Below are 19,751 nucleotides of genomic sequence, written 5' to 3' on the forward strand. Positions count from 1 at the left end.
ATTGATGTGTTTTAAAAAATAAAGGAGAGAAAACATGGCACAGACGCTGGTAATAATGGAGTCCCCAACTAAAACGAAAGCAGTTGAAAAATATCTTGGCGAAAATTATTTAGTTTTATCATCAGAAGGACATATTCGTAATTTATCAACAAAGGGTGAATATGGATTAGGAGTAGATATTAAAACTTTTGAACCAAGTTATAAAATAGAACGTGGAAAAAAAGAACTTGTTAAAAAATTAAAGCAAGAAGCCAAGGTAGCAGACTTGGTTATTCTAGCGACTGACCCTGATCGAGAAGGAGAAGCAATTGCGTATCATTTAAATGAAGTCTTAAATTGTGGTGAGAAATCACGCCGTGTTCGCTTTAATGAAATTACAAAAGAGGCAGTGTTGGATGCATTTCAACATCAAACAGATCTTGATATGAATTTAGTTCGTTCACAAGAAACACGACGAATTTTAGATCGTTTTATTGGTTTTCGCTTAAGCAAATTATTACAGAAAAAGATTAAGTCAAAATCAGCAGGTCGAGTACAATCGGTTTCTTTAAAGTTAGTTGTTGAACGAGAAAAAGAATGACAAAACTTTGTGCCAGAAGAATATTGAACTGTTGAAGGATTATATAAAAAAGCAGTCGTTAAATTAATAAAATTTAAGGATGAGAAAATTGAATTAAAAGTAGAAGAAGATGTTTTAAAAGTTAAAAAAGCTTTAAAAAAAGATTTTGTTGTTGTTCAAATAAAAGAAAGTGAAAAACAACGAAAATCGCCAAATCCACATACGACTTCAACAATGTTGCAAGAAGCAAGTAGTAAAATGGGTTTTGTTTCAAATAAAACATCATTAATTGCCCAACAATTATATGAAGGAATTAAAGTTAAAGATAATATTACAGGGTTTATAACATATCCGCGGACAGATTCAATTCGGTTAAGTGATAAGTTTGTTCAGGATGCTTTTGATTATATTACAATTAAATATGGCACAGAATATTTAGGCGAAGTTAAAACATCACCAAAAAATAAAAAAAATGTGCAAGATGCCCATGAAGCGATTCGCCCAACTAATTTAACGATGACACCAGAAGTGGCAAAAGAATATTTAAGTCGTGATCAACTACGTTTATATAAGATTATTTATAATCGTGCGTTAGCTAGTTTAATGGCTAATGCAAAGTTATTAAGTAAAGCAATTATTTTAGATAATAATAATTATGAATTTCGAATGACAGGAAGTACCATTCAATTTGATGGGTTTTTAAAATGTTATGTTTTAGAAGGTGATGAAGAAATTGCAAAATTACCAATGTTAAAATCAAATCAAATTATTAATTTAAATGAGTTATATGGAATTCAACATTTTACTAAACCACCAAGTCGTTACTCTGAAGCTAAATTAATTAAAACATTGGAGGAAATTGGGGTTGGCCGTCCATCAACTTATGCGCCAATTATGCGAACATTAAAAGATCGTGGCTATATTATTGTAGAAAATAAAGCAATTAAAGCAACTGATAAAGGGATTTTAACAAGTGACAAATTACAAGAATATTTTAGTGATATTATTAATGAAACGTATACTTCCACAATTGAAGAAAATTTGGATGTGATTGCACATGGTGATGCTGAGCCAAAGCCATTATTAAAAGAATTTTGAGAACGATTTGAGCCCCGCATTGAAGCAGCAATGGAATTAATGGAAGAAATTCCAGTTGAGAAGGCGGGGATTGAATGTCCAGAATGTGGAAATGATTTAGTATATCGGTATGGAAAATATGGTAAATTTATTGCATGTTCAGGGTTTCCTAAATGTCGTTATATTCATCAAACTGGTCCAAAATTTGGTCCTTGTCCAGAATGTGGAGTTGGTGAAATTATTTTGAAATTTAATAAGAGACGCCAACGCTTTAAAGCCTGTACTAATTATCCAAGTTGTCATTACACTGATTCATATAAAGAAGAAAAGACAGAACAAGAAGAAAATAGTAACGAAAATAACGGATTGTATCGAATTAATTTATTAAAATAATAAACGATACTTTTTTTATGCTTAGGCATTTATGTAAAATATTTTATTATTTAGAAAATGATTTTCATAGTTCTGGCGGTATAATTAGTACAGTTTCAGAAAGGGGATGTGACGAATTATGTATGTAAAAGGAAGCAAAGTTCTTGCAAAAGTTACAAACATTACACCGTTTGGTGCATTTTGTGAATTAAAAAATGCTGCTGGATTAATCCATATTAGTGAGATTTCAGATTACTATGTAAGAGATATCAAAGAATTTGTTAATATTGGGGACAGTGTTTAAGTAGAGGTGCTAGACTATGATCCAGTTAAGAAACAAGTGAAATTAAGTTATAAAAATTGTCGACCTGAATTATTGAAAAAGAATAATAGTCAAATTCAAGAAACAGGAGTAGGATTCCAAATGTTAAGTGAAAAAATTAATTCACTAACAAGTAAATAAATTAAAATTTTTACAAATGGAAGGTTTTTTTAGATAGAAAGTAGGCATATTATTAAAATGATTAAAGTAGATTTTACTAATGCATTAGCCGAATCTGTTTTTAACAAATATTTAGGGCGAGTTAAAGATATTCACCAAATGATTCATAATAAGACAGGATTATGAAATGATTTCCTTGGTTGAGTTGAATGACCAAATAATTATGATCAAGCAGAGCTTGCAAAGATGAAACAAACAGCAAAGCAATTAGCTAGTGAAATTGATGTTTTATTAGTAATTGGAATTGGTGGGAGTTATCTTGGCGCACGAGCAGCAATTGAAATGATTAATGGGTTATATAGTCAACAAAAAGTAGAAATCATTTATATTGGAAATACAATGTCTTCAACTTATACAGCACAAGTTTTAAAATATCTTCAAGACAAAAAATTTGGGATTTGTGTTGTGTCTAAATCAGGAACAACAACTGAACCAGCAATTGCATTTCGTCTTTGTAAAGAGCTTTTAGAAAAAAAAGAAGGAAATCTAAAAGCAGCTAACTTAATTGTTGCCATTACAGATAAGCAGAAAGGAGCCCTAAAAACATTAGCTGATAAAGCAGGATATCAAACCTTTGTTATTCCAGATGACATTGGTGGAAGATATTCAGTGTTAACGCCAGTTGGTGTTTTTGCAATGCTAGTAAGTGGTATTAACATTGATAATGTTTTTAAAGGAGCACAACAAGCTTATCAAGACACTTTAATTGATGATTTCACTAATCATTCCTATAAATATGCTGTTGGACGTTATATTTTAAATCAAGAGGAAAAATATAAAGCAGAAATGCTTGTAACTTATGAGTTACAAATGCAGATGATTACCGAATGATGAAAACAATTATTTGGGGAATCAGAAGGAAAAAATTCAAAGGGTTTATTACCTTTATCATGTGTTTTTTCAACAGATTTACATTCTCTTGGCCAATTCATTCAAGAAGGGACAAAAAATATTTTATTTGAAACAGTTATTGCAATTAAAAAAGCACAAATTGATCTTAAACTGTCAAAAGCAGAAGTAGATACTGATGGTTTAAATTATCTCTCTGGAAAAACATTACATGAAGTAAATACCATTGCTGTTCAAGGCGTTGTTGCTGCGCATAGGAAAGTTGGCCATGTGCCAAATATTGTTTTAGAATTTGCAACAATGGATGATAAAATGTTTGGTTATTTATCATATTGATTTATGAAAGCTTGTGCAATGTCAGCTTATTTGTTAGAGATAAATCCATTTGATCAACCCGGAGTTGAGATTTATAAACAAAATATGTTTAATTTATTGGGAAAATAAAAGACAAAATAAAAAAAATATTGAAACTCAATATTTTTTTTATTTTTTTAATTGCTTAATTTGGTTTAAAAAAGTTGAAGAAATTTCATTCAAACCATAATCAGCAATAAAAAAAATTGTTTCAAGATCTTTATTTAATTGTTTATTAGCAAACGCTAATTCCATTTCATATTTTAAATCGTTATTATTTCGTAATCCTCGAATAATATATTTAGCACCTAATTGTCTAGCAAAATCGCTAGTTAACATTTGGTCATTAATGACAATTTCAACATTTAAATTAAGGTTTTGACAAGCTATGACAGCTTGTTTAGCACGAGTTTTAATATTTGTTTGGTTTGATTTTTCTAAATTATTAGTAATTACAACATATAATTTTGAAAATAAAGCACTTGCTTTTTTAATAATATTAAGATGACCGTCATGAATTGGATCAAAACTACCAGGAAAAATTGCTTTCAAGATTATTTTCACATCCTTTTAAATATTATTATTTTAACTGAAAAAATGTGTTATGATAATAGTAATATGATATTTTTCCGATTATTTGGATATTTTTTTAATACTAATGTAAAATAATTAAGATTACATTTATTTAGAGAGATTACATTTATATTATTAAGGGGAAAAATGTAAATAAGTATTAATTAATGAATAGAAAATAGAAAGTAGACGATTTTAATTATGGCAAAAATTAATTTTTTCGCTCTTGGTGGATTAGATGAGCGAGGTAAGAATTTATACTGTATCGAAGTAGAACAAGATATTTTTATTTTTGATGCAGGGACAAAAAATCCGGAGCGTGGAATTTTAGGAATTGATGTAGTAATTCCTAATTTTGATTATCTAAAGGAAAACCGTGCTCGCATTAAGGGTGTTTTTATTACAAAGCCTTCCGATGAATGTTCTGAAGCAATTACTTATATTTTAAAAGAATTAGCATTACCAGTTTATGGAAGTGATTTAACTTGTAATATTTTAAAATTTCATTTACAACGCTTTAAAGTTCGTGGTAAAGAAGAATGTTTTAATGTTATTAATGCAAAAGATCTTCTTGATTTTGATTTATGCAAGGTTGAAGTATTTTCAACAACAACAAATATGCCCAATAGTTATGGTTTTGCATTGCATACACCTGATGGCACAATTATTTATACTGGAGATTATATTTTTGATGCTAAAGCAGACCCTAATTTTGCAACAGATTTACAACATTTAAATCAAATTATTGCTAAAAATAAAGTACTATTATTTTTATCAGAAGCTTCATCAGCTTCACGTCGTGACTATACAGCACCAAACCATAAGATTAAAAATTATATTGAACGAGCTGTTAAAGAAACAGAAAGTCGGATTATTTTAGCTTGCTTTGATCAAGATTTACATAAAATTAGTGAGTTATTTGATTTAGTTCGGGAAAATAATATTTCAGTTGGAATTTATGGTCAAACTTTATTGGAGTCATTAAAAGTATTATCTGATAGTAAAAAACTAAATTTTAATGGAATTAATTTAAAAGGATTACAAGAAGCAGTTAAAGAAGAAAAATCATTAATTATTGTAACTGGTAGTGGAGAACGTTTATATAGTCGTTTAATTAAAATTGCTTCTGGTAATGATGATATTTTAGATATTAAAGAAAGCGATACAATTATTTTAGCAACACCGCCAAACCCAGGAAGTGAACTAAATCATGCCAATGTTTTAGATGAATTAGCTCGAACTGTGGCAAAAACAATTGCCTTATCAGATAAAAAAGTTTGAACAATTACAGCAAGTTATGAAGATGTTAAATTAATGAGTTCAATTATTAAACCAAAATACTTTGTTCCAGTGAAAGGATTATATAAAGATTTTGTGCAAGCGAGAATGGCAGCAATTGAAGCTGGAATTAATCCAGAACATATTTTTATTGTTGATAATGGGGAAGGGCTTGAGTTTATTGATGGTGAATATACAAAAAAAAGTAATAAGGTAAAAACCTCTGATTTATATGTTGATGGGATTGGTGTTGGTGACATTGGAGCAGTTGTTTTAAATGAAAGAAAACAATTGGCTACTGATGGCGTTGTTATTATTGGAGTTTCAATTGATAGTAAAACAAAAGAATTAGTTTCTTTAATTGATACGCAAATGCGCGGAGTAATTTACATTCAAGAAAATAATGATATTTTTCGTAAAATGCAAAAAGTTATTATTGAAATTATTGAGAAACATTATAAAAAAGCTGTTGTTGGTGAAATTTATGATGTTAATGAAGCAAAAAATGAAATTAGATCGACAATTAGTTCATTTGTTAAAGCAGAAACAGGAAAAACACCAATTATTTTAGCAATTGTGAATGAAATTTAATTTTATGATATATTTATAGTAGATAAATATTTGAAGCTTTTAAATGTATGGTCATATTTAAAGTAATTTCTAAATATTTAGAATTTTAGGAGGGCTGCACTATGGGGAAGGAATCTTATGATGATCAGAATGAGAAAACTGCAATCTTAAAAGTCGAAAAAAAACCGCGTCGTAATGATTTCATCGGGTGAGTAATTGGAGCATTATTAGTGACATTTTTTACTATTCTTGCAGTAGCACGAATTACTTTAATTGGGCAATTTATTGATGATGTTTTATTTACATTTGCGTTTGGTTGATTTAAGTATTTAATGTATTTTGTATGTTTAGTATTAGGACTTACAATTTTTATTGGGGTACGAATTCGATTAAAATCACGGGTAATTTGAATGATAGTAACCTTTATTATTTTGTCATGCTGATTGGTAAGCAGTATTTTATTAATTTATCAATATGCTAATGGTCAAATGTCATATTTTGATAAAACTGTTTTTTTAGATGTTGTTAAGAATTATTTGCAACGATGACAAGATGCATCGATTTTTAATCCTAATCACCCAGTGACATTTGTTAATTTTAATGGTGCTTGAATTACTTTATATGCTGCTGGTGGTATAATTGGAAATTTTCTAGCGGGGATTGCTAGTTATACTACCATTTTTGGTTGTTTAATTTTGTGTTTATCAGTTTTTTTATTATGAGGAAGTTGAGTAACGACAGGAACAGCAATTGGAATGTTTTTGCCAAAAAATGAACGTAAACAACAAGGAGTGCGTGTTTTGCGTTTATCAGCAAATCGCCGTCAAAAGCAAAATATTTACCAAAATTTTAATATTCCGGATGAGGAATTATTTTCTGCTCGTCAAGTTATGCATACCACAGAAGCATCAGATATTACAATTCAAATGCCATCATACACAGCTTTACATGACCAACATTTAATTGATGATTTAATTGACGATGATTTTGTTGGCAAGAAAAAAATGAAACAAAATTATGTTCGTTTTGATAATCAAAATAGTTCCACCCCAGAATTACGAAAAGAACCTTTTAATGATTATCATTCAATGCCTTCGCAACCATCACATTCTTCATCACTACCACACCGTTCAAGAATGCAATTAACTCCTGACCAATATATTCAACCACGTAATCGCCGTAGTAATAGTACTCATCTTAATAAAAAACTTGATGATTTACCAGTTTATGGTTCTTCATATGGAAAAGATATTAATATTGATGTTGCACGAGATAAGTTGAATTCAGCAACCGATATTACACCTTTTGGTAAAATTAATCGAGGTGGTAATTCAACAACTTTAAAGCAAACATCATTTTATGATGAACAATTACCAACGGAAGAATTTAATCCAACTCCATCAGAGCAATTTGAAACAGTTGATATTAATGAAGGAATTTATCATCGACAAAGTAATCAAGAATATCATCATACATTAGAACCATACCAAGATGAGTATTATCCTAATTATGAGGCACCATTAATGGAACAACAACATTTTGACATGCCTTATCAACCACAACACCGTGTTGTGAAACCCAAGTCAATTGAAATTAATAAAAAATTTAGTCAAACTGTTTCATGTCAAAATACTTTTAATAATCCGCATTATAAATTACCAAATTTAGGTTTATTAAGTCCAAAGGAAGATAATCGTCGTAATAATGAACGAAATAAACTTGCTGCACAAAAGAAAGCAGTGAAAATTAATCAAGTTTTTCAACAATTTAATATTGCTGCTAGTGTACAAGGTATTAATATTGGGCCAACTATTACAAAATTTGAGGTTCAAATGCAACCAGGAGTAAAAGTTAATAAAATTATGCATTTAGAAAATGATTTAAAATATGCTTTAGCTACTCAAAATGTTCGAATTGAAGCACCAATTCAAGGAAAGTCAGCAGTTGGGATTGAAATTGCTAATGAAATTAGTAATAAAGTAACATTACGTGAAATTATGGAGCGATTACCATTAGAAAAACAAGATCGTAAATTATTAGTTGGAATTGGTCGTAGTGTGAATGGGGGAATTATTTTTGTTGAATTAGATAAAATGCCACATTTATTAGTTGCTGGTTCAACGGGTAGTGGAAAATCTGTTTGTATTAATACCATTTTATCATCACTAATATTACGAACAAAACCATCGGAAGTTAAATTATTATTAATTGATCCAAAACAGGTTGAACTAGCTGTTTATAATAATTTGCCACATTTATTAGCCCCAGTTATTACAGACACTAAATTAGCAAATTCCGCCTTGAAAAAAATAATTGCTGAAATGGAGCGTCGTTATAGTATATTATCAGAACGTGGAGTTCGTAATATTGAATCCTTTAATAAAAAAGTTACGCCAAAAGACTTTTTACCTTATGTTGTTGTTGTAATTGATGAGTTAGCTGATTTAATGATGACAGCTGGAAAAGATATTGAAGATTCAATTATGCGAATTATGCAATTAGCGCGTGCTGCTGGAATTCATATGGTGATTGCAACACAACGACCATCAACAGATGTTATTACTGGAGTAATTAAAACAAATATTCCATCACGAATTTCCTTTTCAGTTACCTCGGCAATTGATTCTCGAACAATTTTAGACCAAGGTGGTGCAGAAAAACTAATTGGTTATGGTGATATGTTATATGCACCAGCAGGACAAAATATTCCAACTCGTGCACAGGGAGCATTTATTTCCGATGATGAAATTCAACGATTAGTTGATTTTTGTCGTGCGCAACAAGAACCTGATTATGATGAAGAGTTTTTAAATATTGAAATAAATAGTGAAACAGGTGGTGGCAATGAAAATGATAATATTGATTCATTGTATCAAGAAGTTAAACGCTTTGTTATTTTAAATCAAAAAGCTTCAACATCTTTAATTCAACGAAAATTTTCAATTGGATATAATCGTGCTAGTCGCTTAATTGATGTTTTAGAAGAAAATGGCATTATTGGTCCTCAAAATGGTGCAAAACCACGAGATGTATATGTTCAAAATATTGACTTAGATGATAATCCTTTTAATGATGGCGGTTATTGATAAAACACAAGTAATTTATAAAAAAACAATGATTTATTGTGTATTTATAATTTTTATATATAATTAATGGTATAATTGGAAAGATAAAATTTCAATTAATATTTTTAAATATTAAGTATATAATTAAAATATTATGTAAAAAACATTAAGGATGAGAAAAGATGGCAAAAAAAACAAAAAAAACAAAAAAAATAAATGCAAAGTTAAAGAAACTAAATGATATTTCATTAAAATTAACTGATGTTGAATTTCGCTATAGGGAAAATCATCCTAATGCTGTTGATGGAGTTAGTTTTGAAATTAACCATGGGGAATATGTTACAATCATTGGTCATAATGGTAGTGGAAAATCAACAATTAGTAAAATTATTATCGGTGTTTTACGTCCACAAAAAGGGAAAATTGAAGTTTTTGGTAATGAGGTTCATTCATCAACAATTACAGGAATTCGAAAATTTTTAGGGATTGTGTTTCAAAATCCAGATAATCAATTTATTGGATCAACAGTTCGTGATGATATCGCATTTGGCCTTGAAAATCGGCAAATTCCACAAAAAGAAATGCAAGCAATTATTGATAAAGCTGCTGCAAAAGTTGGCATGAATAATTTTCTTGACCATGAACCATTAATGCTATCAGGAGGACAAAAACAGCGAGTTGCAATTGCTTCAGCACTAGCATTATCACCAGATATTATTATTTTTGATGAGGCAACAAGTATGTTAGATCCAAAAGGGCGAAAAGAAATTAAACAAATTATGGTTGAATTGAAAGAATCACGTGAGAAAACAATTATTTCAATTACGCATGATATGGACGAAATCTTAAATGCTGATAAAGTGATTGTTATGAATAAAGGCCAAATGGTTAAATGTGGTAAACCACATGAAATTTTGTATGATGAAGAGTTTTTAAAATCAATTCATTTAGATGTGCCTTTTGTTTCAAAAGTCGTTGATAGTTTACGCTTAAATGGTTTAGAAGTGAAAAATACACTAGATCTTAGAGAGTTGGTGGATGAGATATGTCAAAAGTAAAAAAACAACCTAAAATTGAAGCATTACAAAATGTTGATATTACATTTACAGATGTGTCTTATGTTTATGCTCCTAAAACGCCTTATGAATATACTTCATTGCAAGATATTAATGTTGTTATTAAGCCTGGGAAAATTACTGCTATTATTGGGTCAACAGGAAGTGGAAAATCAACTTTAATTCAACATATCAATGGTTTATTAATTCCAACCACGGGAGTTGTTGATGCAAATGGCTTTATTATTAAAGCAAAACAAAAACGAATTAAAAATATTAAACAATTACGAAAATCAATTGGTTTAGTGTTTCAGTTTCCAGAATATCAATTGTTTGAAGAAACAATCGAAAAAGATATTATGTTTGGTCCAGTTCACTTAGGTGAAAGTAAAGAAGTTGCTCGAGAAAATGCCAAAAAATACTTAGAAATGGTTGGCTTACCATTAAACTATTTAGAACGTTCACCGTTTGATTTATCAGGAGGGCAAAAACGCCGGGTTGCCATTGCAGGGATTTTAGCAATGGAGGGTAATACTTTAATTTTAGATGAACCAACCGCTGGGTTAGATCCTGAGGGTGAAGAAGATTTTATTAAGTTATTTCAACGGGTTAATAAAGAACAAAATAAACGGATTATTTTAGTAACTCATAATATGGATCATGTTTTAGAAATTGCTGATGAAGTTATTGCTTTAAAAGAAGGGCGAATTTTAAAAGTTGGAACACCATTTGAAATTTTTAAGGATAAAAATTTATTACAAGAATTGTTAATTGAACCACCAAAAATTTATCATTTAATTTATCAATTGCAAGAAAAATGTCTTGACTTAACAAATGTTAATATTCGGAATATTAACCAATTAGCAAAAGAAATTATTCAGCATAAAGAACAAAAAAGAAAGGGATAAAAAAGATGCGCTTATCATTTGGACGTTATATTGCTTATAATTCCCCAATTCATCGAATGGATCCACGGGTAAAATTATTTATGTTGTTATCATTGATGATATCAATCTTTTTTTCAACTGGTTTTACCGGTTATACTATTTTGGGAATGACAATTTTTAGTTTGTTCTTTTTAGCAAAATTACCACCAAGGTTATTACGAGCATTACTAAAACCAATTTTATTTATGTTTATTATTTTGTTGTTAATTAATTGTTTTTTAGTCACTGATGGTTATATTGGATGACATTGAGGTGGGAAAACAACAGCAACAGGGCCTGTTGCTGTGGGAGGAAAAAGTTGATTTGCTTTTTCCGAAAAAGCAATTTTTAATGCCCTTTACATGGCGTGCCGGATTTATTTAATGATTTTAATTACAACAATTTTAACGGCAACAACACAACCATTAGATTTAACCTTAGCGTTAGAAGATTTATTAAGTCCATTAAAACTAGTTCGTTTTCCAGTCCATATTTTATCAACAATTATTTCAATTGCCTTACGAATGATTCCAACTTTAATTGAAGAAGCAGGACGGATTATGAAAGCGCAAGCCTCGCGTGGGGTTGATTTTAAGAATGGTCATTTTAAAGATAAAATTAAGTCGACAACAGCTTTAATTATCCCATTATTAGTATCAGCATTTCAAAAAGCTGAAGATTTAGCATATGCAATGGATGCCCGCGGTTATGACCCACATGCAAAACGAACACGTTATCGTCATTATCGGATTCATTTTCCTGATGTGTTATTATTTATTTTTGGGGTTGGGATTGCTAGCATTATTATTGCTCAATCAGTAACGATGGGTCAATATGAAACCTTTTATGAAGTTTGACATTGAGATACTGATTCCAATGGATGAATATTTGGTAAAATTAAAACAGGATTTTTACAAATTCGTATTTCACATATTGATGAATTTGTTTTAGGGTGATAATGTTATATTTATTATTAAGTATTGAATATGATGGTTATGATTATAGTGGCTGAGTTAAACAAAAAAATGCTTGAACAATTCAGGGTGAATTGGAGAAAGCATTTTTTGGCATTTGTCATCAAAAAATTTGAACTTTAGGTGCTAGTAAAACTGATGCTGGTGTACATGCTTCTGACCAAAAGGTATTAGTAAAACTACCATTTCAATCACAACATTTAGTTTTTTTTATTAAAACTGTTAGTAAAACTTTACCACCAAATATTAATATTAAAGGATATCAGCTTGTCTCAGAAAATTTTAGTGTTCGAACTGCAAAAGTAAAAGAATATGTTTATACAATTAATGATCAAGAGTATGATCTTTTTAATCATCGTTATGAACTTAAAGTTAATACACCATTAAATGTTAGAAAGTTACATCAAATTAGTCAAATTTTTGTTGGAACACATGATTTTGGATATTTTGCAGGGGTTAAACCAACCGAAAATATTGTAACACAACGAACAATTAATAAGATTTGAGTTAAACGAAACAAGGCAAAAAAAATTGAAATTCATTTTATGGGGAAAAGTTTTATTCGTTATCAAATTCGAATGTTAACACAAAATATTTTAGCTTGTTATGCTGGTAAAGTTAGTTTAAGTGAATTGCAAGCACAGTTAAAACATCCTCCTCAAGGAGCAACAACAAAGTATTGTGCAAAACCATATGGTTTATGTTTGAAAAAAATAAAATATTAAGATAGTTTCTTAATTTATTTGAAATAATCTAATTATATTATTTGTTAAGATAAAATTATTTTAGTTAATTTAAGGTTTAAGATTAAATTTAATTAAACAAAAAAATTTAACATTATTTAAAAAAATAAATATTAATTTTAATTAGTCTACTTTCCTTTAAAAAATAAATATGATAATATATATTATTTCACTTTTTATGGTATAATTTATAGTAACAAGTATGTGTAGAAAATGTGGCAAATGAGGTGCAAAAATGAATAATGGTTTTTATATTTTACCAAATGAAGAAGGATATTTAGTAAAGTCACATGATACTAATAGTGAAATTGCATTATTTAGAAGTCGTCGTGATGCAGAAGTGTTTATTAGCACTTTAACATTATCACCAACACCTTCATTTTCAAATAATTATTTACCAGGAACTTCAATTCCTCACTATTCATCTCAACCTCAACAAATTATTACACCGTATCCAACTAATGGTGCTTCACCACAAGTTTTTTTTATTCAACAACCAGCTCCAGCACAACAAGTAACGCCATCACCATATCCATTTTATCCGATGATGCCACCAACGCCGCCAATGGGAGGAATGTGCCATGGTATGTATCCAAATTATTATGGTCCACAAAATAATAATTATGGGTCAGGAGGCTGTGCTTGTGGGAATAATAATTCAGATTATAATGAACATTTTGAAAAAAATTATCCCAGTAAAAATAATGAAGATTTAAGACCAAATTGAAATAATGCCAGCAATGATTTAGACATAAAAAAAAATAATGAATTAGAAGATGATACAGTTTCTTGAACACAAGAAAATGATGAATATTCAAATAATGGATATGAAGAACAACTAGTTCAAACTCCGGTTGAAGAATATAATTCTGAGACAGTTACTAATTCAGAGCCGATAGTAACCCCAAATTTTTATTCGGAAGAATTAGAACAACAAGCAAATCATTCCCAACCAACAAATAACCAACCATACTATGAACAAGCTTTTGTTTCTAATCCCGTTTTTCTTAATCAACAATCAGAGCAATCAGAGCAACCACAACAAGTGGCACGATCAATTACTGATGATGAATTCTTTAAATATGCTAATGAACAAGAATTTAATCATAATTCCAAAATTTCAAAAAAGGAAACAAAACGTTTAATGAAAGAAGAATTAAAAGCAGCCAAAACACAAGCAAAATTAGAAAAACAGAATCGTAAAAAGGCAAAGCGTCAAGGAGCACTTGATATTGAGGAATTAGACCCAATTGTAGAATAAAAAGCAAATTAGTTTGCTTTTTATTTTTTTAAAATATTATAAATTTATGGTTGTTTTTTGAATAAAATTAATGTTATAATGATTTAGGTTTTCGGGCTATAGCTCAGCTGGTTAGAGCGCACCCCTGATAAGGGTGAGGTCGATGGTTCAAGTCCATTTAGCCCGACCATTTTTTTATAAGAATTTTGGGCCCGTAGCTCAGCTGGGAGAGCACCTGCCTTGCACGCAGGGGGTCGACGGTTCGATCCCGTTCGGGTCCACCATTTCAAATAGATTTAAACAATTAATTAAAAAAGCATATTAAATTATTAATATGCTTTTTTAATTTGACTTAAAGGTAGTCTTTTCCTAATATCCTTAATTTTTTTTGTGTGTGTGGGTTTAATAAAATGGCTTTTTTGGTATAATATATCTAATGCAAAACAAAATATAAACAGGGGTGAAGTATGTCAATTTTTGATAAAAATGAAAACGAAAGATATGCATATTTTTTAACGAATTTTAAAGAAATAGTTGCAGACTGAGCAGTTATGATTAATGATCAGTTTATTAAGTCATCATTAGATAATTCATCAACTAAATTATTTGGAATGAATGTTGATAAAGCAATTTTATTTTTTGATATTAATTTAGATGCAAATAGTGAATTACATGAATTAGGAATTATTAAAGAAAGTTATAGTATTGATTTAACAAATGATTTAGATTTAAATTTAGCGAAAAAAATAAATAAGAAAAACGAAGAAAAAAATTATGATTTAATTTATAATCAGATTGATAATTTTTTTATTGAAGATTCAGAATTATTAAAATTTTGTGAATATACGTTAAATATTACTAATTTATCAATGGAGACAGATGGGCCAACAATTAGTTCCTTAAATAATTACAAGTCAGTTGCTTTTAATAGTTATCCAACAAAAATTTATGAATTACTAGATTGATTTAACATTGAAATTGTTGATGCAATTAATAATGGATTAAAAATAAAACGCTTTGGAGTTAAAGAAAATAGTCATAGTAATAACAAAATAAGAAGAAAACCAAGATTAATGTCAAACAAAACTTTAAAAAATATTGACAATGATGATGACAAAATTAATAAAGAAATAATTTTTACTGAGTATTTTGCAAATAATGGTAATATTAGTGCTAAATTAATTGCTTTAAATAAGTTGTTACCATTGTTAGAAGAAAAACGAGCTGAAATTAAAGAGTTTAATCCGAAGTTAGAATATGATATTTTTAGTTTTTTACAACATACAAAATATCGGAACTCTTTAACATATCAAGAAGATAGTGATGCTGAAAAACGTTTAGATAAGGTTTTTAAAAAAGCGGTGCTATCTTTATACTTATTAGATATTGATTAAAAAACGAAGAAAATAATTCGTTTTTTATTAATTAAAATTATTTTAAGAAGTTTTTCCGTTATAATTTGTAGTAGGTGATTATGATGAAAGTTATTTTAATTAAAGATGTTAAAAGAAAAGGAAAAGTTAATGATGTAATTGAAGTTGCTGATGGATATGCAAAAAATTATTTAATTAAAGAAGGTTTCGCAATTCCAACAACTTCTGCTAATTTAGCTAAGTTAAATGTTGTTTTATCACAACAAGCAGCACAAGAGGCAGCTACAAAAGCTTCTTTAGAAGAATTAAAAGCAGCATTAGAACAATTAACATTGAATTTTAAACTAAAAGTTCATAATAATAAAACGTTTGGTTCTATTTCTTTAACACAAATTGAAGATCGATTAGCGAAAGAATTTAACTTAAAAATTGATAAAAAGAAATTTATTGATAATAATAATTTAACAAGTTTTGGATTACATTACTTAAAAATTAAATTAGCTCCAAATATAATTGCAACATTAAAAGTGATGGTAGAAAAAAAGGAGAGTTAATTAATGGAAAACATCAGTAAAACAGAATTAAATAAACTTAATGTACTTAAAGATGCGGAAAAAAATGTTTTAGCAATAATTGCTCACTCTATTACTGCAGCGGAAGAAGTTTTTTCAATTTTGACAGAAGAAGATTTTACTGTAATGAATTACAAAGTGATTTTCAAAGCTTTACAAGAACAATTTTCAGCGAAGGTTGCAATTAATATTACAACATTAAGTAATTATATGTTAAAAAATAATATTTTAAATAAAATTGGTGGTATTGAATTTTTAACTGATTTATTTCAATCCTATACAACAGATGCTAATTTATCTGAATATTTAGATATTATTATTAAAAATACAACCTCACGCCGCTTGAAGGCTGTTGTTGATAGTATTAATCGTCAGATTGATGCTCATCAGCCAATTGATGAAGTTGTTAGTCATGCAGAAAAAGAAATCTTAGATGTTAAAAAGGAACGAAAAGGTAATTTATTTAAAACTTCATATGCTGAAGTTGATAAAGTCTTACAAAAAATTGAATTGTTAGAAAATTCTGGAGAAATGTTAACAGGAAGCCCAAGTGGTTTTCGTGATTTAGATCGTATGACATCAGGTTTTCAAAAAGGGGATTTTATTATTTTAGCGGCACGTCCTTCAATGGGAAAAACAGCATTGGCTTTAAATTTTGCTGTTAAATCAGCTGCACAATCAAAAAAAGCAGTTGCTATTTTTTCAGTTGAAATGCCAGCAGAACAATTAATTCAAAGAATGCTAGGAAGTTATTCAACAGTCGATTCTGTTAAAGTTCGAACTGGTAAAGGGTTACAAGAACGCGATTGAGAAAATATTACTAAGGCGGCAGATTTTTTAAAACAAACAAAATTATTTATTGATGATACGCCAGGTTTGAAAGTCATTGAATTGCAATCAAAGTTAAGAAAATTATGTCGTGAAAACGAAGTTGGTTTAGTTGTTATTGATTATTTACAATTACTTAGCACTGGAACTCATTTTGGTGATTCACGTCAACAAGAAGTTTCAACAATTTCCCGTCAGCTTAAGGCATTAGCACGTGAATTAGAGGTTCCGATTATTTGTTTATCACAATTATCACGGTTGGTTGAAAAACGAGAAGACAAAAGACCAATTATGTCTGATTTACGTGATTCAGGAGCAATTGAACAAGATGCTGATATTATCATGTTTTTATTTCGAGAAGAATATTATACTGCCCAGGATTCAACCAATTTGGGGGCACCAATTTTAGAAACAGAAAAGGCACAATTAATTTTATCAAAGCATCGAAATGGTCCAACTGGGAGTGTTGAATTATTATTTGTAAAAAAACATGGTTCATTTGCTGATTATGGTTTGCAAAATACAAAAATTTAGGATACTATATTAATTAGTAAAAAAATAAATTAGTGTTTAAGAAACGAGGTCTACAATGCGTAAGTTATTATCGATTTTTGCAGCAACAACTTTAGTTACAACATCAGCAGCATCAGCTGTCGCTTGTAGTGGTGCACCACAAGGAAATCTTATTCCTATTTTTATGTATAATGGAAATCAAAAATTTAGCCATGCGCCAACAGTAACTCGTAAATCAATAAATGGAATTGATGATGTAACACAATCAGGAAAAGATGAAAATGGTGCTCCCTATGAATACAGTTTACAGGGAGGGCGAATGGGTTTAATTAATGGTTTAATTAATAATGCAATTAACCCTATTTTAAATGGGATAAATTTAACAAAAGATAATAGTGCAACAACTGGTAAGGGAGCAAAGTGAACTGATGAGCAAATTGCAGCTGGGTTAGAAGGACAAAAAGAGCAACTAGTTCAAACTGCAAAAACTGATGCGCAAGACCCTTTTAATAGTAGTAAAAAAATTAATCAAAAAGCAATATGAAAAGATTTGTTCAACAATTATTCGACTAGTTTTGACTCATCCTATAGTCAAGTTGCTTTCCTTGCAAATGAAAATAAAGCAATTTTAAATAAAACAAATGATAATTTGGTTACAATGACTGGAAATGCAGAAAAAACAAATAATAAAAATTGAGTTAAAGAACATACTTGACCAGATGGCAAAAAAAGTCCTTATACACCTTCATCATTAAAAGTATTATCACCTATAGCATCGATTCTTGAATGATTCAATGATCCAAAAAATAGTTATAATCAAGGTTATAATCAAATTGACCAAAATCGAGGATATCAATCAGCACGTTATCTTGCAATTGCTATTCCTAATGTTACAATTCGCTTTGAGTTTCAAGGAGAACATAATCGTTTTACCTTTACAGTAACAATTGATAAATTAGTAGCATATGCAAATTACCTTGTTTACGAAAATCCAAATAGTACAAAAGATAATCCAAGTTACGGTCACCAATGATTTTTCCTAAGTTATGGTTTTTATGACTTTGAGAGTTTAAAAGATGATGATTATCATCACTATAATTTTAATGCTATTCCAGATGATGTTAAGATTGATAAAAATATTAAAGTTGCATTAGGATTTTTCAAAAAAAATGATGACAAAGGAATCTTGACAGCGGATGAAGATAAGGAAGTTGGTAAACGTGGTCAATTCCCGACTGCAGAAACAGATTATACTTTCCCAGCTCTAAAATGAAAAATTAATGTTAATTCGATTACTGACCAATATAAATAATGGATATTAAAATTCTGGCAATTGGTTCATTAGATAAAAAGTATTTGGTAATAGGTTGTGAAACTTTTCTTGAACGAATTAAGCATTATGCAAAATTAGAAATTATTGAATTAAAAGAAGTTAACAATAAAACTGAACAAGTAACAATTAATGAACAAACGGCATTAGTAATAAAAAAACTATTAGATTATCCGGAATATTATAAAATATTATTAGCCTCACAAGGACAAATATTAACAAGTGAACAAATTGCTGCATACATTACGGAAGTTAAAGATTTTAAAAAAGCAAAGTTATTATTTATTATTGGGGGTAGTCATGGTTTTAATAATAATGAACTATTACCAAAAGTTAATTTTCACCTGAGTTTTGGAGCAATAACTTTACCGCATCAATTATGTCGATTAGTATTATTAGAACAAATATATCGTAGTTTTAAGATAATTAATAATGAAATTTATCATAAAGTAATTTTAAAAAAAGAACAACCAGATTATATTTTTTTGGTTTTAGTTCTTTTTTTATTTTGGAGAGCTTGTTCCATCATTGCAATTTTTCGTTTTCGCGCTAATTCTGATAAAGCATTTGTATTTTTTTCTAATAATAATTGGCGATAATAAGGACTATTTTTTTTAGCTAATTTGATAACTTTAATTCGATCAGCAACAGTCATATTATTAACATCAATATAATTAGGATCATTTGCTTTAAAAGCTTGTTTTTTTAATTGATTATTCTTTTTTTCCGCATTTAATAAAATTTTATACATTGGATTATTTTTGTCAATAATTTTCTTTTTATCTAATTGTGGTTTTTTCTTTGTTTTACTGTAAATTTCATGACTTCGTGATGTTTTGCGTGCTAAACTTTCAATCTGGAGCTTAACCACTTGTTCTTTATGTTCTTGAATTTTTTGATAACGCAAATCATGCTCATTATCTTTTGTTTTTTTTCATATAATAGTTTTATTTTCTATCTGTTTTACCATTTTTCTCCTTACTTTTTAATATGTAGTT

General features: G+C 29.0%; 17 protein-coding genes, 2 tRNA genes and 1 pseudogene. 18 read left to right on the forward strand and 2 right to left on the reverse strand.

The genetic code is table 4. The features are described 5' to 3' along the window. Positions 1 to 55: 55 nt before the first annotated feature. From topA to SCITRI_RS01475, 4 genes are all read left to right on the forward strand, one after another. Entirely contained in the window at positions 56 to 2,029 is a 1,974-nt protein-coding gene (gene topA / locus SCITRI_RS01465; RefSeq protein WP_237238011.1) for a type I DNA topoisomerase, read from the forward strand. A 106-nt stretch (positions 2,030 to 2,135) separates the two neighbouring features. After that, complete coding sequence (locus SCITRI_RS11045) at positions 2,136 to 2,312, forward strand: S1 RNA-binding domain-containing protein (protein ID WP_237238012.1); 177 nt, start codon at positions 2,136 to 2,138, stop codon at positions 2,310 to 2,312. Positions 2,313 to 2,318: 6 nt separating this feature from the next. Beyond that, positions 2,319 to 2,471 carry a hypothetical protein gene (locus tag SCITRI_RS11050; RefSeq protein WP_237238013.1) on the forward strand — a complete coding sequence of 51 codons (153 nt, stop codon included), beginning with the start codon at positions 2,319 to 2,321 and terminating at the stop codon, positions 2,469 to 2,471. A 57-nt stretch (positions 2,472 to 2,528) separates the two neighbouring features. After that, entirely contained in the window at positions 2,529 to 3,803 is a 1,275-nt protein-coding gene (locus tag SCITRI_RS01475) for a glucose-6-phosphate isomerase (protein WP_071936931.1), read from the forward strand. Positions 3,804 to 3,842: 39 nt separating this feature from the next. On the opposite strand, the gene coaD is transcribed toward SCITRI_RS01475, so the two are convergent. Next, the gene (coaD, locus tag SCITRI_RS01480; RefSeq protein ID WP_237238014.1) at positions 3,843 to 4,277 is read right to left on the reverse strand and encodes a pantetheine-phosphate adenylyltransferase; all 435 of its coding nucleotides are present in this window, start codon (positions 4,275 to 4,277) and stop codon (positions 3,843 to 3,845) included. 210 nt (positions 4,278 to 4,487) lie between these two features. On the opposite strand from coaD, the gene SCITRI_RS01485 reads away from it, so the two are divergent. The 14 genes and pseudogenes from SCITRI_RS01485 to SCITRI_RS01550 all read left to right on the forward strand — a co-directional run. Next, positions 4,488 to 6,155, forward strand: a complete 1,668-nt coding sequence (locus tag SCITRI_RS01485; RefSeq protein ID WP_071936932.1) for a ribonuclease J — start codon at positions 4,488 to 4,490, stop codon at positions 6,153 to 6,155. A gap of 101 nt (positions 6,156 to 6,256) precedes the next feature. Continuing rightward, positions 6,257 to 9,223 carry a DNA translocase FtsK gene (locus tag SCITRI_RS01490; protein WP_071936933.1) on the forward strand — a complete coding sequence of 989 codons (2,967 nt, stop codon included), beginning with the start codon at positions 6,257 to 6,259 and terminating at the stop codon, positions 9,221 to 9,223. 158 nt (positions 9,224 to 9,381) lie between these two features. Then, the gene (locus SCITRI_RS01495; RefSeq protein WP_071936934.1) at positions 9,382 to 10,257 is read left to right on the forward strand and encodes an energy-coupling factor transporter ATPase; all 876 of its coding nucleotides are present in this window, start codon (positions 9,382 to 9,384) and stop codon (positions 10,255 to 10,257) included. Continuing rightward, positions 10,245 to 11,162 (forward strand): energy-coupling factor transporter ATPase, encoded by a 918-nt coding sequence (locus SCITRI_RS01500; RefSeq protein ID WP_071936935.1) that lies wholly within the window; start codon positions 10,245 to 10,247, stop codon positions 11,160 to 11,162. The genes SCITRI_RS01495 and SCITRI_RS01500 overlap by 13 nt, the downstream gene beginning before the upstream one ends. 5 nt (positions 11,163 to 11,167) lie before the next feature. Further along, entirely contained in the window at positions 11,168 to 12,139 is a 972-nt protein-coding gene (locus SCITRI_RS01505) for an energy-coupling factor transporter transmembrane component T family protein (RefSeq protein ID WP_071936936.1), read from the forward strand. Next, complete coding sequence (locus tag SCITRI_RS01510) at positions 12,139 to 12,879, forward strand: tRNA pseudouridine synthase A (RefSeq protein ID WP_071936937.1); 741 nt, start codon at positions 12,139 to 12,141, stop codon at positions 12,877 to 12,879. The genes SCITRI_RS01505 and SCITRI_RS01510 overlap by 1 nt, the downstream gene beginning before the upstream one ends. A 253-nt stretch (positions 12,880 to 13,132) precedes the next feature. Continuing rightward, complete coding sequence (locus SCITRI_RS01515; protein ID WP_071936938.1) at positions 13,133 to 14,158, forward strand: hypothetical protein; 1,026 nt, start codon at positions 13,133 to 13,135, stop codon at positions 14,156 to 14,158. A gap of 92 nt (positions 14,159 to 14,250) precedes the next feature. Further along, a tRNA-Ile gene (locus SCITRI_RS01520) sits at positions 14,251 to 14,327 on the forward strand. Between the two features lie 18 nt (positions 14,328 to 14,345). Further along, positions 14,346 to 14,421, forward strand: a tRNA-Ala gene (locus tag SCITRI_RS01525). Between the two features lie 183 nt (positions 14,422 to 14,604). Then, entirely contained in the window at positions 14,605 to 15,531 is a 927-nt protein-coding gene (locus tag SCITRI_RS01530; protein ID WP_071936939.1) for a hypothetical protein, read from the forward strand. Positions 15,532 to 15,611: 80 nt separating this feature from the next. Continuing rightward, entirely contained in the window at positions 15,612 to 16,064 is a 453-nt protein-coding gene (gene rplI / locus SCITRI_RS01535) for a 50S ribosomal protein L9 (protein ID WP_237238015.1), read from the forward strand. Between the two features lie 3 nt (positions 16,065 to 16,067). Next, complete coding sequence (dnaB, locus tag SCITRI_RS01540; protein ID WP_071936941.1) at positions 16,068 to 17,444, forward strand: replicative DNA helicase; 1,377 nt, start codon at positions 16,068 to 16,070, stop codon at positions 17,442 to 17,444. Between the two features lie 55 nt (positions 17,445 to 17,499). Next, the gene (locus SCITRI_RS01545; protein WP_071936942.1) at positions 17,500 to 18,735 is read left to right on the forward strand and encodes a lipoprotein; all 1,236 of its coding nucleotides are present in this window, start codon (positions 17,500 to 17,502) and stop codon (positions 18,733 to 18,735) included. Next, positions 18,735 to 19,202: pseudogene (locus tag SCITRI_RS01550) on the forward strand (23S rRNA (pseudouridine(1915)-N(3))-methyltransferase RlmH); the annotation flags it as partial. The gene SCITRI_RS01545 and the pseudogene SCITRI_RS01550, both read left to right, overlap by 1 nt. A 26-nt stretch (positions 19,203 to 19,228) precedes the next feature. On the opposite strand, the gene SCITRI_RS01555 reads toward SCITRI_RS01550, so the two are convergent. Further along, the gene (locus SCITRI_RS01555; protein ID WP_071936943.1) at positions 19,229 to 19,723 is read right to left on the reverse strand and encodes a hypothetical protein; all 495 of its coding nucleotides are present in this window, start codon (positions 19,721 to 19,723) and stop codon (positions 19,229 to 19,231) included. Positions 19,724 to 19,751: the final 28 nt, after the last annotated feature.

The sequence above is a fragment of the Spiroplasma citri genome, assembly GCF_001886855.1.
Lineage (GTDB): Bacteria > Bacillota_I > Bacilli_A > Mycoplasmatales > Mycoplasmataceae > Spiroplasma > Spiroplasma citri.